General features: G+C 43.6%; 28 protein-coding genes. 9 read left to right on the plus strand and 19 right to left on the minus strand.

The annotated features are described in order from the left end of the window. Positions 1–273: amino acid kinase family protein (locus tag NCCP2222_RS08470; protein WP_483882515.1), on the plus strand; the 273-nt coding region annotated here is incomplete at its 5' end. Here the strand turns inward: NCCP2222_RS08470 and NCCP2222_RS08475 are convergent. Further along, complete coding sequence (locus NCCP2222_RS08475) at positions 254–1,339, minus strand: CAP domain-containing protein (protein ID WP_248511458.1); 1,086 nt, start codon at positions 1,337–1,339, stop codon at positions 254–256. The genes NCCP2222_RS08470 and NCCP2222_RS08475 overlap by 20 nt on opposite strands. Positions 1,340–1,644: 305 nt before the next feature. Between NCCP2222_RS08475 and NCCP2222_RS08480 the strand changes: the two genes are divergently transcribed. Continuing rightward, the gene (locus NCCP2222_RS08480; protein WP_248511459.1) at positions 1,645–2,010 is read left to right on the plus strand and encodes a YugN family protein; all 366 of its coding nucleotides are present in this window, start codon (positions 1,645–1,647) and stop codon (positions 2,008–2,010) included. 104 nt (positions 2,011–2,114) lie between these two features. Continuing rightward, entirely contained in the window at positions 2,115–3,173 is a 1,059-nt protein-coding gene (gene ytvI / locus NCCP2222_RS08485; protein ID WP_248511460.1) for a sporulation integral membrane protein YtvI, read from the plus strand. Positions 3,174–3,218: 45 nt separating this feature from the next. Here the strand turns inward: ytvI and NCCP2222_RS08490 are convergent, their stop codons facing one another. The 7 genes from NCCP2222_RS08490 to cyoE form a co-directional block, all read right to left on the minus strand. Further along, on the minus strand, positions 3,219–3,680 hold the full coding sequence (locus NCCP2222_RS08490) for a DUF420 domain-containing protein (protein WP_248511461.1): 462 nt from the start codon (positions 3,678–3,680) through the stop codon (positions 3,219–3,221). A 31-nt stretch (positions 3,681–3,711) separates the two neighbouring features. Then, a complete protein-coding gene (gene ctaG, locus NCCP2222_RS08495; RefSeq protein ID WP_248511462.1) occupies positions 3,712–4,626 on the minus strand; it encodes a cytochrome c oxidase assembly factor CtaG in 915 nt (304 codons plus the stop codon). Positions 4,627–4,775: 149 nt separating this feature from the next. Beyond that, complete coding sequence (locus NCCP2222_RS08500; protein ID WP_248511466.1) at positions 4,776–5,123, minus strand: cytochrome C oxidase subunit IV family protein; 348 nt, start codon at positions 5,121–5,123, stop codon at positions 4,776–4,778. A gap of 1 nt (position 5,124) precedes the next feature. Then, positions 5,125–5,751, minus strand: coding sequence for a cytochrome (ubi)quinol oxidase subunit III (locus tag NCCP2222_RS08505; RefSeq protein ID WP_248511468.1), 627 nt, complete (start codon positions 5,749–5,751; stop codon positions 5,125–5,127). After that, positions 5,751–7,625, minus strand: coding sequence for a cbb3-type cytochrome c oxidase subunit I (locus NCCP2222_RS08510; RefSeq protein ID WP_248511469.1), 1,875 nt, complete (start codon positions 7,623–7,625; stop codon positions 5,751–5,753). Before NCCP2222_RS08510 ends, NCCP2222_RS08505 begins: the two co-directional genes overlap by 1 nt. A 32-nt stretch (positions 7,626–7,657) precedes the next feature. Further along, positions 7,658–8,722, minus strand: coding sequence for a cytochrome c oxidase subunit II (gene coxB, locus NCCP2222_RS08515; RefSeq protein WP_248511470.1), 1,065 nt, complete (start codon positions 8,720–8,722; stop codon positions 7,658–7,660). A gap of 97 nt (positions 8,723–8,819) precedes the next feature. Further along, complete coding sequence (gene cyoE / locus NCCP2222_RS08520; RefSeq protein WP_248511472.1) at positions 8,820–9,737, minus strand: heme o synthase; 918 nt, start codon at positions 9,735–9,737, stop codon at positions 8,820–8,822. 323 nt (positions 9,738–10,060) lie between these two features. On the opposite strand from cyoE, the gene NCCP2222_RS08525 reads away from it, so the two are divergent. Continuing rightward, positions 10,061–10,975, plus strand: a complete 915-nt coding sequence (locus tag NCCP2222_RS08525) for a COX15/CtaA family protein (RefSeq protein WP_282570683.1) — start codon at positions 10,061–10,063, stop codon at positions 10,973–10,975. A gap of 96 nt (positions 10,976–11,071) precedes the next feature. Further along, positions 11,072–11,263 carry a hypothetical protein gene (locus NCCP2222_RS08530; RefSeq protein ID WP_248511473.1) on the plus strand — a complete coding sequence of 64 codons (192 nt, stop codon included), beginning with the start codon at positions 11,072–11,074 and terminating at the stop codon, positions 11,261–11,263. A gap of 361 nt (positions 11,264–11,624) precedes the next feature. Here the strand turns inward: NCCP2222_RS08530 and pyc are convergent, their stop codons facing one another. The 3 genes from pyc to NCCP2222_RS08545 all read right to left on the minus strand — a co-directional run bounded on the left by pyc (position 11,625) and on the right by NCCP2222_RS08545 (position 16,594). After that, positions 11,625–15,062, minus strand: a complete 3,438-nt coding sequence (gene pyc, locus NCCP2222_RS08535) for a pyruvate carboxylase (RefSeq protein ID WP_248511827.1) — start codon at positions 15,060–15,062, stop codon at positions 11,625–11,627. Positions 15,063–15,069: 7 nt separating this feature from the next. Continuing rightward, a complete protein-coding gene (locus NCCP2222_RS08540) occupies positions 15,070–16,251 on the minus strand; it encodes an FtsW/RodA/SpoVE family cell cycle protein (protein WP_248511475.1) in 1,182 nt (393 codons plus the stop codon). Between the two features lie 61 nt (positions 16,252–16,312). Then, positions 16,313–16,594 carry an Fpa/YlaN family protein gene (locus tag NCCP2222_RS08545; RefSeq protein ID WP_238084326.1) on the minus strand — a complete coding sequence of 94 codons (282 nt, stop codon included), beginning with the start codon at positions 16,592–16,594 and terminating at the stop codon, positions 16,313–16,315. 179 nt (positions 16,595–16,773) lie between these two features. Between NCCP2222_RS08545 and NCCP2222_RS08550 the strand changes: the two genes are divergently transcribed. Both NCCP2222_RS08550 and NCCP2222_RS08555 read left to right on the plus strand, forming a co-directional pair. After that, entirely contained in the window at positions 16,774–17,271 is a 498-nt protein-coding gene (locus NCCP2222_RS08550; RefSeq protein ID WP_248511482.1) for a peptidyl-prolyl cis-trans isomerase, read from the plus strand. A gap of 24 nt (positions 17,272–17,295) precedes the next feature. Next, complete coding sequence (locus NCCP2222_RS08555) at positions 17,296–17,499, plus strand: YlaI family protein (RefSeq protein WP_248511483.1); 204 nt, start codon at positions 17,296–17,298, stop codon at positions 17,497–17,499. A 20-nt stretch (positions 17,500–17,519) separates the two neighbouring features. On the opposite strand, the gene NCCP2222_RS08560 is transcribed toward NCCP2222_RS08555, so the two are convergent. Both NCCP2222_RS08560 and typA read right to left on the minus strand, forming a co-directional pair. Beyond that, entirely contained in the window at positions 17,520–17,855 is a 336-nt protein-coding gene (locus NCCP2222_RS08560) for a YlaH-like family protein (protein ID WP_238079838.1), read from the minus strand. 66 nt (positions 17,856–17,921) lie between these two features. Then, the gene (gene typA / locus NCCP2222_RS08565; protein WP_248511484.1) at positions 17,922–19,763 is read right to left on the minus strand and encodes a translational GTPase TypA; all 1,842 of its coding nucleotides are present in this window, start codon (positions 19,761–19,763) and stop codon (positions 17,922–17,924) included. A gap of 98 nt (positions 19,764–19,861) precedes the next feature. Between typA and NCCP2222_RS08570 the strand changes: the two genes are divergently transcribed. Continuing rightward, positions 19,862–20,047, plus strand: coding sequence for a YlaF family protein (locus NCCP2222_RS08570; RefSeq protein WP_248511485.1), 186 nt, complete (start codon positions 19,862–19,864; stop codon positions 20,045–20,047). A gap of 95 nt (positions 20,048–20,142) precedes the next feature. Here NCCP2222_RS08570 and NCCP2222_RS08575 read toward each other — a convergent pair whose 3' ends face one another. Together NCCP2222_RS08575 and NCCP2222_RS08580 are read right to left on the minus strand one after the other, a co-directional pair. Further along, a complete protein-coding gene (locus NCCP2222_RS08575; RefSeq protein WP_248511486.1) occupies positions 20,143–20,934 on the minus strand; it encodes an inositol monophosphatase family protein in 792 nt (263 codons plus the stop codon). A 275-nt stretch (positions 20,935–21,209) separates the two neighbouring features. Next, positions 21,210–21,407: a hypothetical protein gene (locus NCCP2222_RS08580; protein WP_207962264.1), complete on the minus strand. Its 198-nt coding sequence runs from the start codon at positions 21,405–21,407 to the stop codon at positions 21,210–21,212. Between the two features lie 157 nt (positions 21,408–21,564). Here NCCP2222_RS08580 and NCCP2222_RS08585 point away from each other — a divergent pair, with 157 nt between their 5' ends. Beyond that, positions 21,565–22,197 (plus strand): YktB family protein, encoded by a 633-nt coding sequence (locus NCCP2222_RS08585; protein ID WP_248511487.1) that lies wholly within the window; start codon positions 21,565–21,567, stop codon positions 22,195–22,197. 36 nt (positions 22,198–22,233) lie between these two features. Here NCCP2222_RS08585 and NCCP2222_RS08590 read toward each other — a convergent pair whose 3' ends face one another. The 4 genes from NCCP2222_RS08590 to lpdA all read right to left on the minus strand — a co-directional run bounded on the left by NCCP2222_RS08590 (position 22,234) and on the right by lpdA (position 25,900). Next, the gene (locus NCCP2222_RS08590) at positions 22,234–22,506 is read right to left on the minus strand and encodes a UPF0223 family protein (protein WP_248511488.1); all 273 of its coding nucleotides are present in this window, start codon (positions 22,504–22,506) and stop codon (positions 22,234–22,236) included. A gap of 1 nt (position 22,507) precedes the next feature. Then, positions 22,508–23,479 carry an NAD(P)H-dependent flavin oxidoreductase gene (locus NCCP2222_RS08595; protein WP_248511490.1) on the minus strand — a complete coding sequence of 324 codons (972 nt, stop codon included), beginning with the start codon at positions 23,477–23,479 and terminating at the stop codon, positions 22,508–22,510. Beyond that, the gene (locus NCCP2222_RS08600) at positions 23,479–24,327 is read right to left on the minus strand and encodes a polysaccharide deacetylase family protein (RefSeq protein ID WP_248511492.1); all 849 of its coding nucleotides are present in this window, start codon (positions 24,325–24,327) and stop codon (positions 23,479–23,481) included. Before NCCP2222_RS08600 ends, NCCP2222_RS08595 begins: the two co-directional genes overlap by 1 nt. Before the next feature lie 160 nt (positions 24,328–24,487). Continuing rightward, positions 24,488–25,900, minus strand: coding sequence for a dihydrolipoyl dehydrogenase (lpdA, locus tag NCCP2222_RS08605; protein ID WP_248511493.1), 1,413 nt, complete (start codon positions 25,898–25,900; stop codon positions 24,488–24,490). Positions 25,901–25,904: the final 4 nt, after the last annotated feature.

Raw genomic sequence — 25,904 nt, forward strand, 5'->3', positions numbered from 1 at the left:
ACCGCTGTTGCATTGGCAGCAGCATTACAGGCCACCCATGTTGAATTTTTTAAAGATGTGCCAGGCGTTATGACAACCGATCCAAAACGTTCGGCAGAGAGCAAGAAAATCGACAGTCTCACTATTCCGGAATTACTTCCGCTGCTTGAGGAGGCGCGTCCCATTATTCAGAAACGCGCTGCTATTTACGCACATAAAAAGTCGATGCCCCTATACATAAGAGGCATCGATACGATTGAAAAAGGAACATGGATCATTCCGTATTCAGATTAAGGTTTTCTTTCTTTTTATTTTCGTTCTGGATAAAGTCCTGCGTATAATATTTGCCGTATACCCCAGTACCTAAATGTGAAAAATCGCTATCCAGCAACACTTGACGGTGAGCTGATGAATTCAGCCATCCATGCACGGCTTCAATGGCATCCACATAATTGAATGCAATATTTTCGCCGGCTTTGCGATGCACAAAGCCCGAAGTCTTTAAGCGGTCGCTAAGCGTGCCGGTGGAAGGGGACTCATTTGAAAAATAATTTTCCAGAGCCATATCTTTGCTATGTTCTCGTGCCAGGACACCAAGCCAATAATCGTTTTTCAACTCGGTCAGTCCATGATTTTTCCGATATTCATTTGTCAATTCAAAAACTTGACGTTCCATGGCACGATCCACTTCCATCTGTATAGAAGCCGAAGGCGGAGAAATACTGATCATTTCTCCGCTGTATTCCATATCATACGGCTGATGAATGACCAGAGTCTTCGGCTCGATAAAACGGATTCCTTCAATCTTGGCATCCTCTTCATCTACGTATACTTGAGCATACAAATCCTTGAATTTCACAAGAGCACGATTTGCGATATCCTCACTTTTTAATGAAAACATATAAAGATTCGAGCCTAGCTGCACATCCACTTCCGATTCTATAATCGTAGAGCGATATACTTGATTGACATCCTGACCGATTGTAAATGGGCTCATATTCACTTGGCTATCTGCACTAAATACTTGATTGACTTGTTCTCCGCTCACCCCAGCCATAAAATATGGATCATCCAAATAAATCCACCACTCATAACCGTAAGCTGACGGCTCAATTCGATCGGGATCTCCATACGTTTTAATGAGCTGCTCAGTTGTTTTGCCGACGAAAATGGATAAGCCCTGGTCAGGCCTTTCTGCTCCAACAACCTGGCTATTCAATTGTTTTTCCGGTACCGGTATGGCCGTGCCATGCTTGACTGGAGATTCTAATGGTTCATTCTCTTTTACGCGCGTATCCATCAAGTAAAATAGGCCGAGAAGGATAACGAGTAACAGAGCTATTTTCCATATAACTTTCACTTCGACTGCGCCCTACTTTCGATTCATGATTATTAGTACTACTTTAACATGAGAGAGAATGAGTTTTACACCCTTTTTGCTTATTCCGGCATTTTTCAGATAACATTATGTAAGTTGAGGTAAATAGATTCCAATATTGACATCCAAGTTTTTGTTTACATAGTAGCCAAGCAAACGATGAAACCAATTGAAATGCAGTACGAATCCTTCATGACACAATGTTGTCATTGCAACTACCGGTAATTTGTTCTATGATTATGAAGTATAGGCAAATGACTGGTTATGAGTGAAGGAGGATTTGTATTATGGACATTCTAAATACTGGAATCGAAGGCATCGTTGCCGAATTGTCCGTTCTGGATGAAGTTTTGACAAAGCATGATCTGATCCGTGCGGGTCAATGGGATTATGAGCGGGTGACGTATGATAAAAAATATGTGATCAAAGAAGGCACTTACTATTTGCGTGTTTTCGGTTATACACCCGATGAGGATATCGGCACACGTGAAGCCGTCATCCATTTGAAAACACCGGCTGTGGGCAAGCATTATTATCCACATGGTGTTGAATACGGAGAAGATGAAGTCTATCCAGAAGGCTTGATCAAAGACTGCCAAGCGACGCTTAAAGCAGTATATGAAGAACTTCAAAATTTTAATTTAGCAAAATAATTTGTTACAGCCGGAGAACAATAGGTTCTTCGGCTTTTTTTTCCTATTCATTACTCATTTTTTTGGTTATAATGGAAACAATGAATTAATTGGAGGAATTGCCGTTGTCCCGTTGGTTTACAAAACGAATTCTCATTTTTACGATTGCCATAATAGCTCTCATCTTAATCTGCCTTTTCATTTTGCCCGTCTCCGTTCCAATTATTATCGCCCTTCTTACTGCCATGGTATTTGAACCGCTCGTTAAATTGGTTGAAACCAAATTTAAATGGAAGCGGAAAGTTTCCGTTATCACCATCTACATCTTTTTTGTTGCCTTATTAGCAGCTCTTCTATACTACACTGTCAATTCCCTTATCGGTAAATTGATTCAATTTACAAAAGATGCACCGGATCATTTAAATAAGCTCTCAGGTGTCTGGATTGATTTGCAGAGCAAGATGTCGAATTATACAGCCGGCATGCCTCCTGAATTCGTAAAAGCTATTCAAGATGAATTTGATAAAATGATCGTGACCCTTCGGAATTCTTTAACCAGTTTGTTAAGTTCCGATAAAATCATGACATTGGCAGGCGAAATCCCCAATTTTCTTGTCAGCTTGATCGTATTTATGATCGCTCTTTTCTTATTCATGCTCGAATTGCCAGATTTAAAAAAGATGTTCTTCCGTCATTTAACTGATGATACCGCAAAGAAAGTCCGATATATGATGTCTAAATTGAACTCTGTGATTTTCGGATTCATGAAAGCCCAGTTGCTTGTCAGCTTAATCATTCTGGCCGTTACATTTGTGGGCCTTCTCGTAATCACACCAAAGTATGCAGTCGTCATGTCGCTTATTATTTGGATCATTGATGTTATCCCTATATTAGGATCAATTATCATCCTCGCTCCCTGGTCGCTGTATCAGCTGGTTAGCGGAGATGTCGGAATGGGAACGAAGCTGGCTATTCTTGCAGTCATCCTGCTCATTATCCGAAGAACGGTGGAACCGAAAGTAATGGGGAATCAAATTGGCCTTTCCCCGCTGCCAACATTGATTGCAATGTTCATCGGCTTGAAGCTATTTGGATTTCTTGGCTTTTTTATCGGTCCACTCATCGTTATCCTCTTTAACACTGCCCGTGAAGCCGGCATCATCAAAATGAATTTCAAAATATGAGAAAGCACAAAAAACGCGCGCCTTTCATAAAAGGCAGCGCGTTTTTTATAATCCTAAAATGGCTTTGATGACGGAAGTTGTCTCCCCGCCGTGGTAAAACACATACAGAAGCAAGTAAACAGCAACTCCTGTAATGGCTGTGAAAAACCAGATAATGCTGGTCACCGGTCCTAATTTCCGGTGTCTTGCCAGATTGTTTTTAAACCCTGCGACAAGGGTGAAAATCCCTAAGACTGCACCGACAGTCGCCAAGGTGATGTGAAATATTAAAAAGATCGTGTAGTAAATTTTCAAATGTTCTGGTCCGCCAAAAGCGGTATTGCCAATGAATACCGTTCTGGAAAGATAGATGATAAAAAAGATCAATGCTGATACAGCAGCAGCTATCATCGTTTTTTTATGCGCCTCGATCTTTCTTTGTCGAATCAGATTCCAGCCAATTGCTACAAAAATGGCGGATAACACAATAAAAAAAGTACTAATCGTTGGCAATAAAGGAACGTTCATTTGGAATCCCCTCGTCTAGAAATTGTGCAATTTAGTTATGATACTCCAGGTTTTGACGGTCAATCAGTGCCTTCTTCGTAATTTCCTCGGCATTCATCTGCTCATCACGATACCACTGGATGAAAATCTTTCCGATCACAACAACATAAATCAGCTCCTGGATCACTTTCATAATAATACCGCCCAATTGCTGGTCATATAATGTTGGCATATTCGTAAATAGCTCAGGGCCAGAGATGGATAAGCCCGACAAGGTCCCCGGTGGAACACATAGAGCCATCGCTTTTAACCAAGCTTCCCCGCTATAGTACGTTTCGTACACAGGCACGTCCACAAAAATGATAAGGGAACAAGCAGGCGTGATAAGAATGGCACTTAGAATAACATAGCCAATTTTTTTTAATCCGTGTAGCTTTGGCTGGCTTTCGAGTGTGTTAACAATTGGCCACCAAAGGAATAATGCAGCTATGAATAAAGTGATGGTAAAAACAGCATGAAGAACGAGACTGAGCTTAACATAATCCAAAATTAACGGATAATGATATAACGAAAACATCAATGTGAAAACCATCAGGCTAATAATCGGTTTGGTAAACAACCGGACGATACGGTCAATAATTGAAACCGACAAAACTTTTTTCCAAATAAAATCCGGTATGCCGATTATGAACAATGGCGCGACGATTAATAGAAGAATGGCCATTTGTGCCATATGAACCGAGAATAGAATATGTCCAAGCAGATCCATCGGGGAACCTTTTACCACATAGAGAAGAAACATGGAAAGAAGAAAATAGGTAATCTCCTTGCGGGTCACCTGTTCACTGCCTTCAAACCGATTCCTCCATTTTTTCGTCAGCAGGAAATATAAAACAATACCAGCCAGTATGAAGAACAAAAAATAAGGACTCCATAAGGCACGAAACCCAAAAATACTTAAAGGCATTATGCCATCGCTCCTTTTTCAGACTATCCCCATTATAGAACGTTCCGTCTTCGATGACAATGAACGAACTTTGACATTTGCAATTGTATGAACTTAGCATGTAAATTCATAAAAAAACTCCACGGATTTGGAATCCGTGGAGTTTTGAATTACCACCAAACAATTGTAGCGAAAGTCAATGGAATGAGGAAACCAAATAGCGCTCCAGTAAACATGAACATTTGCGGAATGCCATGGCCTTTTTCACTCATATGCATGAAATAATACAATTGTAAACCGACTTGGACAGCTGCGAAAAGCATCAGCATTGGAACAATGAAGTATTTGGAGAAACCAGCTACTCCACTTTCAAATGCGACAACCATCGAAAACGAAATAAGAGTCAAGAAGATCATGAGGGAAAACATCATGATTTGGCCTTTCATCGACTGCTTTGCCCGTTTCTTCAACATAGCCTGCTCAGCAGGCGTCCTTTTGTAAACTTCGATCTCTGCCATCTTAACCTATCACTCCCATCAAGTAGACTACAGTGAAGATGAATACCCACACAACGTCAATGAAGTGCCAGTAAAGCGAGAAGGTGTAATACTTAGTTGCATTATAAAGGTTCAAGCCTCTTTTCGCATTACGGAAAATAAGTAATGTGATCCAAACAAGACCAATCGCAACGTGGAAACCGTGAGTTCCTACCAATGTGAAGAAGGAAGAACTGAAGGCACTATTGCCATAAGTAAATCCGATTTTCACATAGTGGGAGAATTCATATACTTCAAGCATCAGGAAGCCGAGACCAAGCAATGCTGTGATTGCAAGCCAAAGCTGCATCTTTTTGAAGTTATAGTTTCTAAGATGATACATAGCATATACACTCGTTAAAGAAGATGTTAAAAGCAACATCGTCATAACAAAAACAAGTGGCAATTCATAAAGTTCTTGCGTGCTAAATCCGAAACCGCTCGGACCGGAGTTTTTAAGCGCAATATACGTTGCAAACAAAGTTGCGAAGAGAATTGTTTCCCCGCCAAGGAATAGCCAGAAGCCGACAAACTTATTTTTTGCTTCAAGTGTCGCTTTTTCCGGATGATCAGGCCATGTTTCTGGAGTGAATTTTTTATTCAAATCCATTATGCTTGACCTCCTTTGCGCTTCATATCACGAAGCAATTCATCTTTTTTAATGTAATAGCCAGTGTCATCAATCAATGAACGGGCCGACATGCAGACAAATGTGAAAGCCAGACCGATGATGAGAACCGGAAGTCCCCAGCTTGTTTCTGTACGGAACATCGCACCGAAACCTGCAACGAACAAACCTAAAGACATGAATAACGGAATGATGGAACCGTTTGGCATATGGATATCCTTTACAGGCTCCGCTGCTGTATAACCGGCTTCATTTCCTTCCATTTTCTCGATCCAAACTGTATCCAATCCACGGACAAGCGGTGTTGTCGGGAAGTTGTAAAAAACAGGCGGAGATTCGATCGCCCATTCAAGTGTACGCCCGTCACCCCATGGGTCATTGGATACCCGAACATTTTTAACAGATGTAATGATGATATTGATGACGAGTACAATTACGCCGACTGCCATTAGAATAGCACCGATCGTACTGATAAAGTTCGCCATATTCCATCCTTGGCCATCCATGAAAGTCCATACTCGGCGCGGCATGCCCCAGAATCCTAACCAGTGCTGAATTAGGAATGTCATGTGGAAGCCGATGAAGAAAAACACAAATGTCACTTTTCCAAGACCTTCATGCAGCATCGTACCAAACATTTTTGGCCACCAATAGTGAGTTGCTGCCAAGATCGCAAGCACAACCCCACCAACGATTACGTAGTGGAAGTGGGCAACGATAAAGTAAGAATCGTGCAATTGATAGTCAAGTGGCGCAGCACCTTGCATGACACCTGTAACTCCACCCATTACGAAAGATGGGATGAAACCAAGCGCATACAACATTGGTGTGGTCACCTTGATGCTACCGCCCCACATAGTCAAGAGCCAGTTAAAGATCTTAACCCCTGTCGGAACAGCGATCGCCATTGTAGCAACCGCAAAGATTGCGTTCGCTGTTGGTCCTAGACCAACTGTGAACATGTGGTGAGCCCAAACCATGAATCCGAGGAATCCGATAAGGACCGTTGCGAATACCATGGATGGATAACCGAACAGACGTTTTCTTGAGAATGTAGAGAAAATCTCAGAGAAAATACCGAAGGCCGGCAAAATTAGAATGTAAACTTCAGGGTGACCGAAAATCCAGAAAATATGCTCCCAAATAATCGTGTTACCACCCATCGCATGATGGAAGAAGTTACCTCCGAACATGCGGTCAAATGTGAGGAAGAACAAACCAACTGTCAATGGAGGGAATGCGAAGAGAATCATCGCAGACGCTACAAACGTTGTCCATGTAAACAATGGCATACGCATGTAAGTCATCCCTGGTGCACGCATGTTAATGATCGTGACCAGGAAGTTGATCCCCGCCATCAACGTACCACCACCGGCTATCTGAAGCCCGATAGCGTAGAAATCGATACCATGGCCAGGCGATGCAAGAGATAGGGACGCGTAAGAAGTCCATCCTGCATCCGGCACTTCACCGTAAATCCAAGAAATATTCAGGAATAATCCTCCGAAGAAGAACATCCAAAAACCTAACGAGTTAATAAATGGGAACGCAACGTCCCGTGCTCCAATTTGAAGCGGTACTATGGCATTCATAAATCCGAATAAAATCGGCATGGCCGCTAAGAAAATCATCGTCGTTCCGTGCATCGTGATCAAGTCATTGAAAAGTCCCGCACTGACGAAATCGTTGTTTGGCTTATGGAGCTGCCAACGGATCAACATCGCTTCGATTCCGCCGACAACGAAGAAGAATCCGCCTCCAAGGAAGTAAAGGATTCCGATCTTCTTATGGTCGACTGTTGTCAGCCAATCCCATAGCGTTGCGCCAAAACCCTTTTTTTGAGCAACTGAACTCACTTTGTTACCTCCTCTACAAATTCAAGTGGAAATTATTTTTCTACTGATAATCCCATTAAGTATTCAGCCAACGCGTCCAGTTCTTCATCTGAAAGCTGGTCTTTGAAAGCTGGCATTGTGTTGCCTGGTTTATGTTCCTGCGGGTCTTTGATCCACTCGATCAAATTTTCCTTTGTATGGTCCATATAACCGGCAATTCGGTTACGGTCTCCAAAAGTGGCAAGGTTTGGTCCTTGAGCACCACTCTCTCCAGCTCCTGAGTTAGCGTGACAATAAATACAGCTTGCTTCGAATACTTCTTCACCTTGTGGGTTTGCTACAACTTGCTCATCTTTTGTAGATTGCATCGCTGCAACCCACTTATCAAAATCAGCACGAGGCATAGTCTTAACTTTGAAATCCATCAAAGCGTGGGATGGTCCGCAAAGCTCAGCACACTTACCATAAAAGACGCCGTCCTTCAGGTCAGTCGAGTCTTTGTCAAATTTCAAATAGAATTTGTTGACGTTTTCAACGTTCGTATCCATCTTACCGCCAACTGCTGGAATCCAGAAGGAGTGCTTTACATCAGCAGCAAGTAGATTGAAGTAAACCTTTTCATCTGTCGGTACTACGAGTTCCTGTGCAGTAACGATACCTAGATCCGGGTATTCAAATTCCCACCAGTACAATTTAGCTGTTACATCGACAACTAGATTTTCAGGATTCCCTTCATCATCAACAGCTCCCATTGCTGACACATCTCCAAGTTTATACGTGTAATAAACTGTCGGTACAGCAAGAAGCAAAATAAGGAGAATCGGAATGATCGTCCATACAAGCTCAAGCGTATGGCTTCCTTCCACTTGTTCAGGAATATGATCTTCACCTAGTTTCGAACGTCTGAAACGGAGTAGGGCGATCAAATAGATTGCTACTACAACAATAATGACCAGTAACATGATTCCTGATGATAATAGCAGTAGATTGAACTGATCCTTACCGACCTGACCAGCCGGAAGAAGCGTGGAAAGTTCTTCTTGTCCACATCCTGCAAGGAAAACCGTAAGAACTGCTAATAGAGAAAAGAGACGCCATTTTTTGAGTCCTTTCATCATCGCTTCGTATACCTCTCTTTCTAAAAAATGTTTTCTTTTACTGAGGACGCTAGACCTCTCTATAATGAATTCCTGTCAAAAAGAAGAAATTCCCGCTTTAAATAAAAATAGAAAAGATGATCATGGAGACAAAAAGAATTGTCATGTAGTTCAGAGAATAAACGAACATGGAAGTCGCCCATTTCAGATCCTCTTTTGCTTTAAAGCCTTTGATCGCTAAGTATAGCCAGCCTACATTCAATAGTGTGGCTAGGATGATGAATCCGATGCCAAGTTCAGACAATAGGAATGGCAATGGGAATAAGATCAGAATCCATCCGAATATCGATCTCTTCGTTCTTGCAAACCCTTTTACAACTGGAAGCATCGGTATGTTCGCAGCACGGTACTCTTCCGTTCTTCGCATAGCAAGCGCATAAAAGTGCGGCGGCTGCCAAGCGAACATGATTAAGAACAATGCCCATGCGCCCATTCCAAGTGATGGTTCAACTGCAGCCCAGCCAATCAGCGGCGGAATCGCGCCTGACAAGCTTCCTACTACTGTATTGCCCACATGTTTCCGTTTGGACCACATGGAATAGAGCACGACGTAGCTAAAAATGCCTGCAATCCCCAGCCAACCTGCTGTAGCGGATGCAAGGAACAGCATGATTTCTCCAATTGCCAAGAAAGTGAGTGCAAGTGCCAATACAGCCGTCGCATTGAATCGCCCAGTCACCGTCGGACGTGATTTTGTCCTTGACATGATGGGATCGATATCCCGATCAATCAAGTTATTCAAAGCTGCAGACCCGGCAATGATCAAAGCGGAACCGAGCAAGGCATAGATAAGCAGATCCAAGTTTTGTATGAAGCTCTTATCAGCCAGCCGGATTGCCAAGAACAAGCCTGTAAATGTCGTTATGAGATTTGAATTGACAATGCCGATTTTAATGAGTGCTAGAAAATCTTTTAATAAGGAAGCCGATTCGACGGACGTTTCAGTGGACGTTGATATCGTTCGACCGTTTGACATAGTTACCCTCCTTTCCATGATGTCGGCAATAGCCACTATATTTAACTATATCGAAATCCTGCGCTAATTTCTATACTTAAACAAAAAAACAGCTAAGAATGCGCAATACTTCGACATAATTACCCCTTCACCCTATCTATAGTAAATCATTTCCGTATACCTTTTGTGAAGTTAAAGGGGCTTTTTTATGAACAATTTGTGAAAAGGACATAGAATGCTCACTTTTCACCCAATGGACGTTGTTTTTTGCCGGCTTTTTCGCTATCATCAAAAAACAGGGCCTTTTTGCACGATGGTCATCATTCACAAAGAAGGTGCTAAATTTGCGTTATCATAAATATTTAAAGTGGTTTGCAGTCGCCTCCACGATCGGGATGCTTTTAATCCTCCTCGGTGGTGCGCTTGTCACTAAAACAGACAGCGGCATGGGCTGTGGCCGACATTGGCCAGGCTGCAACGGACAACTGATTCCCGATGAAATCACACCAGAAGTGCTCATCGAGTTCTCCCATCGGTTAGTCACCGGGGCAGTTGGAATTTTTATTCTCATCTTATCTGTGTGGTCGTGGAGATCGATCGGCCATATACGCGAGACAAAATTCCTTTCATTCATGGCTTTATTCTTTTTAATTCTTCAGGCACTGATTGGAGCCGCCCAGGTCCTTTGGGGCCAAGGAGATTTTATTCTCGCTTTGCATTTTGGCATATCACTTATTTCATTCGCCTCAGTGTTCCTGTTAACCCTTCTTATTTTTGAAGTGGACAAGAAATTTGACGCGGACAAGATTATCATTGGTAAAAAAATGCGTTGGCATACGATTGGGGTAACAATTTATTCTTACCTCGTCATCTACACTGGAGCTCTTGTACGGCATACTGAATCCGAACTTGCCTGTACTGACTGGCCGATGTGCCGCAATGGCGACTTCCAGCTTCCCGCGAATTTTTGGGAATGGATCCAAATGAGCCATCGATTTGCCGCAGCATTGATTTTCATCTGGATTGCTATTATAGCTCTCCATGCGTACCGGAATTATAAAAACTCACGCATTATTTATTGGGGATGGATCATCGCTTTCATTCTCGTCTGCTTGCAAGTTCTTGCAGGTGCATCCGTTGTTTTGACAAGACTGAACTTATACTTGGCGTTGCTGCATTCCTTGTTTGTCACATTGCTATTTGGTTTGCTGACTTATATGGTATTGCTAATTTCACGAAGCCGCCAAAGGAACAAATAATTCGGAAAAATGGACTATCTCGATCGTCAGTGTTGCTGACTTTCTGGATAGTCTTTTCTTATGAAGAATTCCACTTTTGGTTAGAGGAAGTTACGAGTGGTTCGACAACGAATTCGAGCGGTTAGCGAAATATACGAGTGGTTCGACAGCAGATACGAGCGGTTAGAAAAATATACGAGTGGTTCGACGGCAGATTCGAGCGGTTTGAAAAATATACGAGTGGTTCGACGGCGTATACGAGCGGTTCGAGGAATGTACGAGTTGAAGTCTTATACGAGCGGTTGGTAGAATATACGAGTCCTTGACAGCGGATACGAGCGGATAGCAAAATATACGAGTGGTATGACGGCGGATACGAGCGGTTAGAAAAATATACGAGTGGTTCGACGGCGGGTACGAGCGGTTAGAAAAATATACGAGTGGTTCGACGGCGGGTACGAGCGGTTGATGGAATATACGGGCACTCCTAGGAATATACGAGTGGTTCCGGCACATTTACGAGCGTTCAAAAAATAATCGAGGACTTCCCGTATACATCCGATTAAGTAAAGCTACCAATTGCATATCCATAATAGAAAAAAGACGGAGAAAAACAACTTGTTTTTCTCCGTCTTTTTCATGCTTAGACCTATTTAATTGTACTAGCTGCTCAGTGTTCCAATTCAAGCAGCAAGTCGCCTGTCGAGATGGCTTCGCCTGCACCAACGTGGATGGCTTTGACAGTGCCCGCGAACGGTGCTTGGATGGTTGTTTCCATCTTCATCGCTTCGGTAATGAGCAAGTGTTCTCCCCGTTTTACCTTTGCGCCAGCCGAGACGGCTACTTTTAGCACAGTGCCAGGCATCGTCGCAGCAATATGTGTATCATTCGATGGATCCGCTTTCTGCTTGCGCACGACGTCCGCCTCTACGCTCATATCTTGAATAATCACTTCACGCGGCTGGCCGTTCATTTCGAAATAGATGATCCGTGTGCCGTCAGACTGTGGCTCGCCGATGGATACCAGCTTGACGATCAGCGTTTTGCCTCGTTCAATTTCCACTTCGATTTCCTGGCCGAGACGCATTCCAAAGAGAAACTCTGGTGTGCTGATGACTGATACATCGCCGAACTGTTTTTTCACCGCAGAGTACTCTTCAAATACTTTTGGATAGAGTGCATAGGCAAGAGCATCCTGCATCGTCGCCTGCCCTTCCACAACGCCCTCCAGTTTTTTCTTAATTCCTTCAAAATCTACGTCATCCAGCAGTTCACCTGGCCTTACAGTGATCGGCTTTCTTTCTTTCAAGACGATACGCTGTAATTCTTCTGGGAATCCGCCATACGGCTGTCCGATATACCCTTCAAAGAATTCGATGACCGATTCAGGGAAGTCGATTGATTTCCCCCTCGTAATGACAGTTTCCTCATCCAGCTGGTTCTGGACCATAAACAATGCCATATCCCCGACTACTTTAGATGAAGGCGTTACTTTCACGACATCGCCAAAAAGCATATTGACGCGGGAATACATCTCTTTCACTTCTTCCCAACGTTCGCCAAGACCGACTGCTTTCGCCTGCTGCTGCAAGTTGGAATATTGGCCACCCGGCATTTCGTGCACGTAGATTTCTGAATGTGGACTGATCATGCCACTTTCAAAATGCTGATAATACTTTCGTACATCTTCCCAATAATACGACAGATCTTCCAATGCCTTCACGTCTGCCCGAATATTTCGCTTGCCATATTGCAAAGCGTAGAATAATGAGCTGGCGGATGGCTGGGATGTCAAGCCGGCCATTGCTCCAAGTGCTGTATCGACAATATCGACTCCAGCTTCGATCGCTCTGGCATACATATAAACTCCGTTTCCGCTCGTGTCATGAGAATGAAGGTGAATTGGTATGGAAATACTATCTTTTAATTCTGAAATTAAACGATAAGCTGCTTCCGGCTTCAGTAATCCAGCCATATCTTTGAGTGCCAGTATATGGGCTCCTGTTGCTTCCAATTCCTTCGCCATCTTCTTATAATAATCCACAGTATATTTCGCTCGGGATTCATCCAACAAGTCGCCTGTATAGCATAGAGCAGCTTCTGCAACCTTGCCTGCGTCCCTCGTGGCTTCAATTGCCACTTCCATCCCTTTAATCCAGTTAAGACTGTCAAATATACGGAAGACATCAATTCCCGCCTCTGCTGCATTTTTAACAAATTCACGGATGACGTTATCCGGATAGTTGGAATACCCTACCGCATTGGCTCCGCGGAATAGCATTTGGAACAATACATTCGGAATTTGTTTCCGCAATTTTTCCAGCCTATCCCAAGGGTCTTCCTTAAGGAATCGGTAAGCAACATCAAATGTGGCGCCGCCCCACATCTCATAAGAGAACAGATCGGGCATCAGCCGAGCAGATTCCGATGCAATATTGAGAAAGTCGGATGTCCTTACACGCGTAGCCAGCAGCGATTGATGGGCATCCCGGAAAGTCGTATCTGTCAACAGGACATCATTTTGGCTTTTCACCCACTCGACCAGTCCGTCCGCACCCCTCTCGTCTAAAATTTGCTTTGTCCCAGGTGCTGGCGGAGACGATAAATCGACTGCCGGTTTCCGAACCGGATGGAAAACAGGTTTGGATTGCTTGCCGATTCCCGGAAAACCGTTTACGGTTACATTCCCTAAATAATTTAGCAGCTTGGTACCTCGGTCGAGCCGAACCGGGAACTCAAACAATTCCGGCGTGCTGTCAATGAATCCTGTATCATAATTACCTGTTAGGAAGCTTTCATGCCGCACGACATTCTCAAGGAACGGAATGTTCGTTTTAATTCCACGGATACGGAACTCCTGCAAATTGCGGTCCATTTTAGCTGCCGCATCTCTGAAAGTCGTACCCCATGTAGAGACTTTCACTAATAAGGAATCATAATAAGGCGTAATGACAGCCCCTTGGAAACCATTTCCGGCGTCCAGTCTTACCCCAAAACCACCACCTGAACGATAAACCATCAATTTTCCTGTATCCGGCATAAAATCATTCAATGGATCTTCCGTCGTGACGCGAGATTGAATCGCATAGCCAAACAGCGGAATCTCATTCTGTTTAGGTACAGCCGCCTTCCCTTCATGCAAATCACTGCCATTTGCAATGTGGATTTGCGCATGGACGATATCAACGCCTGTCACCATTTCTGTTATGGTGTGCTCCACTTGGATTCGAGGATTTACCTCAATAAAATAGAACTTTCCTTCCGACACAAGGAATTCGACCGTCCCGGCATTGACATATGAGACATTTTTCATCAATACGACAGCTGCCTCACAAATCGCTTTTCTTAATTCATCGTCAAGAGAGATGGACGGTGCGATTTCCACGACTTTCTGATGACGTCGCTGAATCGAACAATCCCTTTCATACAGGTGGACGACATTGCCATATGTATCACCTATGATTTGAACTTCAATATGCTTTGGTTTATTAATATATTTCTCCACATACACTTCATCTGAGCCAAACGCAGATTTCGCTTCCGATCTTGCTCGCTCATATGCTTCTGCAACTTCCTCGGCATTGTGGACGATTCTCATTCCACGCCCCCCGCCTCCGAGAGAAGCTTTTATGATGATCGGATAACCATATTCCTCACCAAAAGAACTCACTTCTTCCATCGATTTAACAGGTCCGTCACTGCCCGGAATGACGGGAATGCCTGCGCGAATCGCCTGTTCCCGCGCTTTGACCTTATCTCCGAACATATCAAGATGCTCTGATTTAGGACCGATGAATAGGATGCCTTCTTCTTCGAGACGCTTAGCGAACTGGACGTTTTCAGCCAGAAAGCCGTACCCTGGATGAACAGCATTGGCACCGCATTCCTTTGCAATTTGGATAATCCCTTCAATATCCAAATACGCATCAATCGGTTTTTTCCCTTCGCCGACCAAATAGGACTCATCAGCCTTGTAACGATGGAAAGAACCTCTGTCTTCGGCAGAATAAATGCCGACAGTCGGTATTTTCAGTTCTGTACAAGCACGGAAAATACGAATGGCGATTTCGCCTCTGTTTGCTACGAGAATTTTCTTGATTTCTCCCATTTCCACTTCAGGCACTCCCTTTACTAGTGTTCTTTTTGTATTTTACGAACATTGACACATTCATCAATATTCCTAAAGCTAAAGATAACAGAATAATTGAAGTTCCGCCATAACTAATAAACGGGAGAGGAACACCTGTCAGTGGAATCAAGCCGGTTAACCCCCCAATATTGACAAATGTCTGGATACCGATGACACTGCCGATCCCCGCCGCAAGCATTCTCGCTTGCGGATCCTTTGTGCGCATCGCGATGAATAGTGCACGCAGCACAATAAATCCTAAGCCCCCAATAACAATAAACGTTCCGAGAATGCCTGTTTCTTCTGAAATGACTGCCATGATGACATCGGTCTGAGGCTCAGGCAAATACCCGAGTTTTTGAATGGAATTCCCCAATCCAAGACCTTTCACTCCGCCCGTTCCGATTGCGATATACCCGTTTGCAATTTGATAGCCAGATCCCTGCATATAGTCAAACGGGTTTAAGAAAGATAGAATCCGACCTTTCCGGCCAGGAGTCATAATGGAATCCCATGCCAAAAAGATGCCGATGGCCATTGGAATCATCGCAAGTCCAATATAACCGCATATCTTTCCGAAAGTCCGAACTTTTATGCCGCTGGAAGCCAGCACCGCCAAAGCTGCCATGAGAATGATAAATGACGTACCAATATCCGTTTCCGTCATGATTGAACCAACCGCTAAAATCAATATGAAAACCGGTGGCGCAATCGATCTATTAATATCATCTATGGTTCCAGCTTCATATTTTTTTGCAAAAACGCTCGCAAAATAAATGATAATAACGAGCTTGGCCACTTCCGATGGTTGGATGCTTCCCAGCTTCGGCAATTGAATCCAGCTCTGCGCTCCGACATCTCCACCATAACCGACGAAGTGGACAAGTATTAACAAGATAAACATGATAACGACAGAGGAGACCATGAAACCTTTTCTTTTATAATTTTGGAACGGGAAAAAGGCGGCAGCAAAAAAAGCGAAGGCCGCAATTGTGAGGTTAATAAGCTGCTTTTTGTAGAAATAATCCGGAGCATACCCATACTTATTCACCGCCCACGCCATACTGGAGCTATAAATCATGACAAGACCGAATGAACATAGCAGCAAATATGTAAAAAATAGTGGAAAATCGAAGTTCTTAATCATTCTTTTAACGTAATTTTTCATGGCAATTCCCCGTTTTCATTAAATAAAAAACTCAAACCTTTAACGAGTTTGAGTCTTACGTCTATTTGTCTGTATATAATTCATGCAAGACATTCATTTCTTTTTCAAGCAAGGAGAGGATTTCCTTTCCTTTTTCGCGTTCAATCAAGCCCAATTTGACAGCGAAGTCAATCTCTCTAGATAACCCGTACATTTGCGTATCCAACACTTCTTCATAAAGTGGGCATTGAGGCATCGTCAAATGATCCATCTGCACTTTGATGAGTTGAGCGATCTTCTCGGCATCTGCCTGAAGTTGTTTCAACGCTTTCTCCTGATATGTTTCTCGCACTTCTATATCCATGAGGACGCCCCCATTCACCTATTATTCCATCATGGTGACCATACGTAAATTGTATCTTTTGATAAGATAAAATGCAAGTGTTTCCCTTAGGCGCCGAGAATGGTAAATGACTTTCCTCCAAAGAAGTAAAGCGTTATACTTACATTATGACGGTTTTATTATGTAGGAGGTTCTGTAAAGTGGAAACAATTATCCCAGTGACAGGAAATGTTAAATTTAGTATAACTTTAGATCCGACCGTATGGATTTTTGACGATAGAAGACTCGATCTTGATACATTTTTTACTGATCAGCATGTAGATCGGGACGAGATGGAAGAGTATAAAGAAGCGATGGGCAAACATTGGTCCCGCGAAATTATGGAAGGGGCTACGTTCCCTCCTACTTTAAAGACCGAGAAGAAATACGAGAAACAAAAAATGCTGACAGGCACTTTCGGCATGTTGCTTGAACCTTTCATAAAAAATGCCGAACCCGGGGAAAATGCCACTACGTTTTCATTCGTTACCGGTGATGAGGAGCATACTTTCCCTCTTAAGGATGCGGTTGATATGATTCTTCAATATAGTATCGAAGGAAAGCCGGTAAAAGAAGGCGGTCCCGTCTATGTGCTTTTCCGTGACGGTTCGAATCGTGATAATCCAATCAAGAATGTTACAGCTATCCGTGTGGATTAATATCAATTTGAAGGAGTTGAGGAGATGCGTGTAAAATGCGTCTTATGCGATGAAATCGGTCAACTACCGGATGATCTGCCGCTCGCAAAGAAGCTGCGCAACCATCCGATCAACACCTATATGTGTGAGACCTGCCACGAGCGCATTGCAGATGAAACAAGCAAACGCCTGGCGACGGGCAATTTCACGTTCTACCGTAGCTCACATGTGTCAGAAAAAGATTTTTAAAACGGTAAAAAAGGACTCTGTCAAGATACGACAGAGTCCTTTTTATGTTCATTGAGACGGCGCAGCCGATAAATAATCAGAATGAGCGCCGCCACAATCAATCCTTCTACTATCGGAAGGAAAATGGCAAAAAACGTTAAAACGATACACCCTAAAAATAGGAAGCTATAGACAACGATATTTTGCCAAAACTTAATTTTCCTAGCGAAACCTAACTTATATACGATGGCGGAAAGGATGAAAACAACTGCAAACAGCACAATTCCGGTCATGGATGAAGATGTCAATTCATAAATCATCCGCACAACTGGAGACATGGCTTCAATAGTTTCAGCATCCCCGATAGGACCATTCATATAGCACATTCCCTTCTACACAAAGCGATTGTACGCATTCTTTTTACTAGCTTTGACCATTATACCTCATTCACCGAGTTTTTTCTTTTTTTGCGCACGTTCCCGCTCGTTTTTATCAAGAATCTTCTTGCGCAAACGAATCGATTGCGGCGTCACTTCACAATATTCATCATCACCGACATATTGCAAAGCTTCTTCCAATGATAAAATCCGTGGTTTTTTTGTTGTGACCGTCTGATCTTTCGTAGCAGAACGAACGTTGGTTGCATGCTTGACTTTCGTCAAGTTGATCGTCAAGTCATTGTCTCGGTTGTTTTCCCCGACAATCATGCCAGCGTAAATATCTGTTCCGGCTTCCACGAACATGACTCCGCGGTCTTCCAGCTGCATGATTCCGTAACCTGTCACTGTTCCGTTCTCCATAGACACGAGAACCCCATGACGGCGTCCGCCGACTCTTCCGGCAGCAAGCGGCTTATATGAATCAAATGTATGGTTAATGATTCCGTACCCTCTTGTCAGCGTCAAGAACTCGGTAGAATAGCCGATCAATCCTCTTGCTGGAACGAGGAAAATCAAACGTACTTGACCGTTGCCGTTATTAATCATATCGAGCATTTCGCCTTTACGTTCACCAATTGATTCGATAATCGAGCCTGTATATTCTTCAGGAATGTCGATTTGTACTCGCTCAACCGGTTCACTCCGTACACCATCAATCGTTTTCACGATAACTTCCGGCTTCGATACTTGCAATTCATACCCTTCACGGCGCATGTTTTCAATTAGGATGGAAAGATGCAACTCACCACGTCCAGATACGATCCAAGCATCAGGAGAGTCAGTTGGGTCAACCCGCAGCGATACATCAGTCTGCAATTGCTGTTCCAATCGCTCTTCGATCTTGCGAGCAGTCACCCATTTCCCTTCCTTACCGGCAAACGGACTGTTATTCACAAGGAATGTCATCTGCAAAGTAGGCTCGTCCACATGAAGTTCAGGTAATGCTTCCAAATGATCCACCGGGCAAACCGTTTCACCGACGTCAATATCCTCCATACCTGATACGGCAATGAGGTCTCCTGCAAACGCTTCTTGTATTTCAATCCGTTTTAATCCAAGGAATCCATACATTTTAGTAACACGGAAATTCTTCGTCGATCCATCCCGTTTCAGGACTGACACTTGCTGGCCAACTTTCATAGTACCACGGAAAACTCGTCCAATCCCGATTCTTCCTACATAATCATTGTAGTCAAGTAGCGATACTTGGAACTGTAATGGTTCTTCGCGATTATCGACAGGCGCAGGGATATGTTCCAAGATGGCATCAAAGAGGACACGCAACGTCTCTTCTTGATCTGCCGGATTTGGCGAAAGGCTAGCTGTTCCATTAAAACCGGATGCATAGACGACAGGGAACTCAAGCTGCTCATCGTTCGCATCAAGTTCAATGAACAATTCAAGGACTTCATCGACAACTTCTTCTGGGCGAGCGAATTCGCGGTCGATTTTATTTACGACGACGATCGGCTTCAAATTAGTCTCTAGCGCTTTTTTCAATACAAAACGGGTTTGCGGCATACAGCCTTCGAAGGAGTCAACAACAAGGATTACCCCATCTACCATGCGGAGGATACGTTCCACTTCGCCTCCGAAATCGGCATGTCCTGGTGTGTCGAGGATATTGATTTTTGTATTGTTATATTCAATTCCCGTATTCTTTGCAAGAATCGTAATTCCACGTTCCCGCTCTAAATCGTTGGAATCCATTGCGCGTTCATCCACATGTTCATTCGAACGAAAAATTCCTGATTGTCTTAGCAATTGGTCAACTAGTGTCGTTTTCCCGTGGTCAACGTGGGCAATAATTGCTATATTACGTAAATCATTACGAGATGTAGTCATAATTTCACTCCAATATTCTTTTTTCAGGTGATTAACTGTGTTATTATAGCACATGAGTACAAGATTAAAAAACATTTACTTTATGTGGAGGGTTTTTTTTGAATAATATAAAGTGGATTTTCGTGCTTTATTCACTCGGCGCACTTGCCGCCATGTGCGGAATTGGCGTTGCAGTCGGCATGCGTAGCATCCCCGTTGCCATTGTTGCTATACTCGCATTGATTTTTGTCATGGGAAATGGATTCAAGACGAAAAAGAAAATGCGTGAAAAAGGCTTATTATAAATTAAGGATATCAGTGCCCTTTCAAGTAAAGGACTGGCAGAGGATTCGTTCCTGCCAGTCCTTTTTCCGTCTATGTATGGAAGCGTGCCTGTTCTTTATTTCAAACGGATGTGGTTTCGTAACATGTTGTCATGCAATCCTGGACGCGCAACGATAAAAGTATCGGTTCCAAGCAGATGAGGCGTTTCCCCTTTCAGGTTTGTTGCCACCGCTCCGACTTCCTGCGCAATGACCATGCCTCCCGCAATATCCCAAGGTGCAAGCCGCATGGACACATAGGCGTCAATTCTCCCAGAAGCCACATAGGCAAGCTCAATGGCGGCGGAGCCATAAGAACGGGTGCCTCTGCATTTTGCTACAAGCTCAATGAGCGGTTCATGCTCTACCCTGCGATTCGGCACGACCCAACTGGCATTAATGCCAATTACCGCTTCTTCCAGTCGCGTCACTTCAAGTAAAGGAAGTCTCTCGTCATTGTAGTATGCCCCTTCTCCCTTGACGGCATGGTAAAAATCATCTGCCATTACATCATAAATGTACCCGAGCATCCCGACCCCGTCCTTGTAAATACCAAGTGAGATGGCGAAATTCTTTTTTTGGTGAATAAAATTCATCGTTCCATCGATCGGATCTAGCAGCCACACGATACCATCAAGTGAATGGATCTGGTCCCCAAATCCTTCTTCACCAAAAATTTTATGGTCAGGAAAAGCATCTCTAATTCGTTGAATAAAAAATCGTTCCACTTCTTTATCAATATTTGTAACCAGATCATTGGCCTCCGCTTTCGACTCCACATCGATCTGGCTATAAAACGAAATGCGTATTTTATGTCCCGCTTCTCGAATAAGCGACTTCGCAAATCGATCAATATATCCCAAATTCATGTCAGCACACCTCGTTATCATTCAACATTTTGTCCAGTATACCATACATCTCCATCATTTCTGAAAGACGGGCTCACCGTGCGGCATCCACTTCTTTCATCTTCAACTTTAACTTAGAATCGATCCGCTGCCGGCTTCTAAATTCATTTCCGTTGACAGAGCGCTGTTTTCTATTTAGATTGGATAGCATCGGACGCAAAAAAAGGCAACCGTACACAACATCTTCCTCTCAGAAGAGCGTGGACAGAAGCCTTTTTTCGGGTAGCAATATTCGATTACGCAAAAGCATTGAATGTCTCCAGCTCGCCGTGAATTTCAGTCAATCTCTTCTTGCTTTTACCGATTTGCTTCGAATCATTTTCCTGTACAGCATCGTAAAGAGTAGCCAATTCATAATCAAGTTCCAACTGAAGCAAATTGACATATTCCTTTTCAATTTCAGCTTTTCGTATAATATGGACCACTTGTTTCATGTTCAACACTCCTTTATGAAGTATAGTTTTCCGTGCTTATCACTTACTATAAAGTATGCCGTCGTTTTTACTTTTGTTAGTTATAAGCCTTCTTGTATAAGATTGTTCCCCAATTTTTGATACGATAAACGTGGAATACACGAAAGGAGGAATTAAATTGGCAACAACTACAAGCTATTGGACACCGGATGATTTTAATGTGTTCACTATTGAAGGGCTGGAGCATCGCATGGCTGCACTTCAAACAAAAATCCAGCCAAAATTTAACGAACTCGGAGAGGAATTCGCTTCCCAACTGTCATCTCATGGAAAAGGAGAGTTTTTTCCTCATGTTGCAAAGCATGCCAGAAGAACGGTAAATCCGCCGAAAGACAGCTGGGTTGCATTCGCCCCTGCGAAACGCGGCTACAAGGCGCTTCCACATTTTCAAATTGGTTTATGGAATACTCATCTGTTCATTATCTTAGCTGTTATTTATGAAAATCCGGATAAAAAAGGTATCGCAGAAAGGCTGCAAGCCAATAGGAATGTTCTGAATGACTTGCCGGATACATATATCATCTCGGGAGACCATATGAAACCGGAAGCGCATACACTGAAGGAAGCAGGCGAGACGGGAATTGAAGAAGTACTGGAAAGACTTCAGACGGTGAAGAAGGCGGAATTTCTAGTCGGCAGGCATATCCCTCGTGAAGCGGCTGTCACCTACTCAAAAGAAGCATTTCTGGAATTGACACGGCAAACTCTAAACGAATTGCTTCCTGTATATGATGTAATTGTTGGTGGATAATAAAAAGAGTGCAGCTCGCGCAGCACTCTTTTTATATTATGATCCAGAAATTGCGTCCCCATCATCCGCTTCTTTGGCAAGTTTGACGATCCGATAACTGCTAAGGCCGCTCGCTTCTTCGAATTCCTTAAACAGCGTCTTCTCTTCTGCCATTGACGGCACAATCCCTTTAAATTTACGGTAGGCTTGCATGAATTCTTCTCGTTTTACTTTTGTCTCGTATGCTTTTTCAATCATTTCAAAAAATGTAACGACCTCAATTATCTCTTGTGTCGACCAATCATGCCGTATCGGATAACTGTATTCCATCTTAGCACTCTCCTTCATTACCCCATCTTTTCCTTATTTCCGTTGCCTCACACACCATCCGTCCAAATAACTCCTCGACGGTGGGGATATCATTAATTAAACCAACGACTTGCCCGGCCCAGCCGAATCCTTGCTCTGGATCGCCTTCATGGATAAATCTCCTGTTCGCCTCACCGCTAATATATGGTTTTAGACCCTCATACCCGGCGGATTCTGACTCAAGCCGTAAAATCTTCTCCGTCCAGGTCCCCTTTAATGCACGAGCAGGTGCTCCAAGCGACCGTTTGATAATGGCAGTACCTGTTTCAGCACTTTGTACGACTGCCTCTTGATACGCTTTAGAAGCATGCACACACTCCTTTGTGGCAATGAATCGCGTTCCCATCTCAATGCCTTCCGCGCCAAGGGCATGTGCGGCCATCCAGCCTCTTCCATCCCCAATTCCTCCGGAAGCGATAACAGGGATTTTGACACTATCGACAACTTGCGGCACCAGCACCATAGTGCCAATATCATCTCTGCCTAAATGTCCGCCGCCTTCCTGCCCAACAACCATCACAGCATCAGCACCAAGCTCTTCGGCTTTTACAGCCTGCCTCTTAGCTGCGACAAGAACCAGCTTCTTCACGGACGTCCCTTGAAGCACGTCAAAGAAAGGAGCGGGATTGCCTCCTGTTACTGACATGATGCCAACGCCTTCATCCAAAGCAACTTCGACCATATGCTCAAACGGCCTTCCGTGTTGCCCGATAGCAAAGTTCACCCCAAATGGCTTGTCTGTCATTTGCTTAACTTTTTTAATTTGCTGCCGAAGAAGCTCAGGGGATTCCAAGCTCATTGCTGTAATCTGTCCAAGCCCGCCAGCGTTTGAAACAGCTGAAGCCAGCTCGGCGTATGCCAAATATGCCAATCCCCCTTGAATGATCGGCAGCTCGATACCTAACATGGCGGTCACTCGAGTTTTCCATTCCATCACTCTTTCCCCACTCCCTGTATAGTCTTCGGATCAACAAAGCCATACCCTTTGTTGCGCAATCCTGTAATAATTTCTTCTAACGCATCAGCCGTCCATTCACGATCGTGCATCAACAGATTCGCGCCATCCCGCAGATACTCAGTGTTTACCATAATATCAGCAATCTTCTCTTTGGACATGTACTCTTTTTCAAAGTCATATCCATACGACCAGTTCATCAGGAGCATCCCCTCCTGTTTCGCTAACGCACGGCTGAAATCGGTATTGGCACCGAAAGGAGCTCTGAAAAACATGGGCCGTTCCCCTGTAATCGCTTCGACTTCATCATTCACTGAAACAATTTCCTCACGTTGTTCCTCTTCAGAGAGCTCTTTTAGATTCGCATGGGTCCTAGTATGATTACCTATTGAGAACCCCATATCATATAGTTCTTTTACTACCTTCTTCTTTTCCTCCGTTTGCAAGAAGTGTCCATTGACAAAGAATATCGCAGGCGCATCCATCTTTTGAAGCGTCTTTGCAATGTCGAGCGCACGTTTGTCAGGAGCATCGTCAAAAGTAAGCAGAACCACTTTCGGATCTGCCTCATCGATCGGCACAACCGAGTACACCTCGTTTAATTTATATAGAGGTGCTGTAGGTTGTGTTTCACTAATTTCTGCTCCTGATGTTTCTTTCATTTCCTCATCAGGTTCTTCCGTTTCCTTCTTTTCTGCTTCATTCTGTCCTTGTGAGGATGATAGATTACCCTCTTCGTTCTTCTCCACTTTATCATCCGAAGATTGCGAACAGCCGGCTATCACTAGAATCAAACTGATGAATATGTATACCAAAAATTTATTCATAGTCTCCTCCTTTTTCTTCATCCTATCACGTGAAAAACGACAACTCCACTCAAAGGTGTTCCAGTATTTCTATAACCATATCCTATGGAGATACATAATTTTTTCGCTATGTAAATAAAGACAAAAATCCCGGAAAGGATTACCTTTCCGGGATGGAGTATTACTTCGTAATCATGTGAATTGGTTTACCAAGCGCAACTTCAGCTGCTTCCATGGAGATTTCTCCAAGGGTAGGATGCGCATGGATTGTCATCGCAATATCTTCAAGCGTCATACCAGCTTCAATCGCTAGACCTAGTTCAGCGATCATATCAGATGCATTCGATCCTACGATTTGAGCACCGATCAATAGACCGTCTTCTTTACGCGCTACAAGTTTAACAAAACCATCTGTTTCATTTAATGAAAGGGCACGGCCATTCGCTGCAAATGGGAATTTGCCTGCGACTACGTCAAATCCTTCGTCTTTCGCCTGTTGCTCGTTATAGCCCACTGTCGCAAGTTCAGGATCTGTGAAGCAAACAGCCGGAATAGCTAAGTAATCAACTTCGGATTTTTCACCTGAAATCGCTTCTGCAGCAACTTTCGCTTCATAGGATGCCTTATGTGCAAGTTGTGGACCAGACACGATATCACCGATTGCGTAGATGTTCGGTACACTAGTACGGCATTGCTTATCAACGTCAATCAAACCGCGATCAAGGAATTTAACGCCCATTTCCTCAAGGCCGATTTCGTCAGTATTTGGACGTCTTCCAACAGTTACGAGTACATAATCAGCTTCGACTTTAACCTCTTCGCCTTTTGCTTCATACGTCACGATTACGCCGTTATCAGTCTCTTCAACGCCTTTTGCTGAAGCTTTGACAACAACTTCCACGCCTTTTTTCTTCAAGCCTTTTTTCACGATTTGAGTCATTTGTTTTTCAAATCCAGCTAGGATATCATCCCCACCTTCAATGATTGTCACTTGTGCCCCAAGATTTGCATATGCTGAACCGAGTTCAGTACCGATATAACCGCCGCCGATGACGACTAATTTTCCTGGTACTTCTTCCAAGCTCAAAGCGCCTGTAGAATTGATAACGCGTTTAGAGTACTTGAACGTCGGGATTTCAACCGGACGGGCACCCGTAGCGATGATCGCATTTTTAAACTTATATGTTTGTGCGGAATTCTCATCCATGACACGCGCTGTGTTAGCATCTACAAAATATGCTTCACCTTTAACGATATCAACTTTATTGCCTTTGAGAAGTCCTTCTACACCGCCAGTCAATTTTTTGACAACGCTGTTTTTAAATTCTTGTGCTTTGGAGAAGTCCAATTTGACTTCCGTTGCTGTAATTCCCATATCATCGGAACCTTTTGCATGTTCAAAACGATGACCTACAGAAATCAATGCTTTCGATGGAATACAACCTACGTTCAAACAAACTCCACCGAGGGTGTCTTTCTCGACAATCGTCACTTTTTGACCTAATTGAGCTGCACGGATCGCAGCAACATATCCTCCGGGACCTGATCCTACGACGAGTGTATCCACTTCGATTGGAAAATCTCCTACTACCATTTGC

Origin of the sequence: Sporosarcina sp. NCCP-2222, from assembly GCF_023168145.1 — a bacterium.
Classification (GTDB): Bacteria; Bacillota; Bacilli; order Bacillales_A; family Planococcaceae; genus Sporosarcina.

Excerpts from the sequence above, each read along its gene's own strand:
- NCCP2222_RS08480 (WP_248511459.1), top strand. The coding sequence starts at position 1,645 with ATGGACATTCTAAATACTGGAATCGAAGGCATCGTTGCCGAATTGTCC.
- NCCP2222_RS08490 (WP_248511461.1), bottom strand. The coding sequence starts at position 3,680 with ATGAACGTTCCTTTATTGCCAACGATTAGTACTTTTTTTATTGTGTTA.
- ctaG (WP_248511462.1), bottom strand. The coding sequence starts at position 4,626 with ATGCCTTTAAGTATTTTTGGGTTTCGTGCCTTATGGAGTCCTTATTTT.
- NCCP2222_RS08500 (WP_248511466.1), bottom strand. The coding sequence starts at position 5,123 with ATGGCAGAGATCGAAGTTTACAAAAGGACGCCTGCTGAGCAGGCTATG.
- NCCP2222_RS08505 (WP_248511468.1), bottom strand. The coding sequence starts at position 5,751 with ATGGATTTGAATAAAAAATTCACTCCAGAAACATGGCCTGATCATCCG.
- coxB (WP_248511470.1), bottom strand. The coding sequence starts at position 8,722 with ATGATGAAAGGACTCAAAAAATGGCGTCTCTTTTCTCTATTAGCAGTT.
- cyoE (WP_248511472.1), bottom strand. The coding sequence starts at position 9,737 with ATGTCAAACGGTCGAACGATATCAACGTCCACTGAAACGTCCGTCGAA.
- pyc (WP_248511827.1), bottom strand. The coding sequence starts at position 15,062 with ATGGGAGAAATCAAGAAAATTCTCGTAGCAAACAGAGGCGAAATCGCC.
- NCCP2222_RS08540 (WP_248511475.1), bottom strand. The coding sequence starts at position 16,251 with ATGAAAAATTACGTTAAAAGAATGATTAAGAACTTCGATTTTCCACTA.
- NCCP2222_RS08545 (WP_238084326.1), bottom strand. The coding sequence starts at position 16,594 with ATGGATATAGAAGTGCGAGAAACATATCAGGAGAAAGCGTTGAAACAA.
- NCCP2222_RS08555 (WP_248511483.1), top strand. The coding sequence starts at position 17,296 with ATGCGTGTAAAATGCGTCTTATGCGATGAAATCGGTCAACTACCGGAT.
- NCCP2222_RS08560 (WP_238079838.1), bottom strand. The coding sequence starts at position 17,855 with ATGAATGGTCCTATCGGGGATGCTGAAACTATTGAAGCCATGTCTCCA.
- typA (WP_248511484.1), bottom strand. The coding sequence starts at position 19,763 with ATGACTACATCTCGTAATGATTTACGTAATATAGCAATTATTGCCCAC.
- NCCP2222_RS08575 (WP_248511486.1), bottom strand. The coding sequence starts at position 20,934 with ATGAATTTGGGATATATTGATCGATTTGCGAAGTCGCTTATTCGAGAA.
- NCCP2222_RS08580 (WP_207962264.1), bottom strand. The coding sequence starts at position 21,407 with ATGAAACAAGTGGTCCATATTATACGAAAAGCTGAAATTGAAAAGGAA.
- NCCP2222_RS08590 (WP_248511488.1), bottom strand. The coding sequence starts at position 22,506 with ATGGAATACAGTTATCCGATACGGCATGATTGGTCGACACAAGAGATA.
- NCCP2222_RS08595 (WP_248511490.1), bottom strand. The coding sequence starts at position 23,479 with ATGGAATGGAAAACTCGAGTGACCGCCATGTTAGGTATCGAGCTGCCG.
- NCCP2222_RS08600 (WP_248511492.1), bottom strand. The coding sequence starts at position 24,327 with ATGAATAAATTTTTGGTATACATATTCATCAGTTTGATTCTAGTGATA.
- lpdA (WP_248511493.1), bottom strand. The coding sequence starts at position 25,900 with ATGGTAGTAGGAGATTTTCCAATCGAAGTGGATACACTCGTCGTAGGA.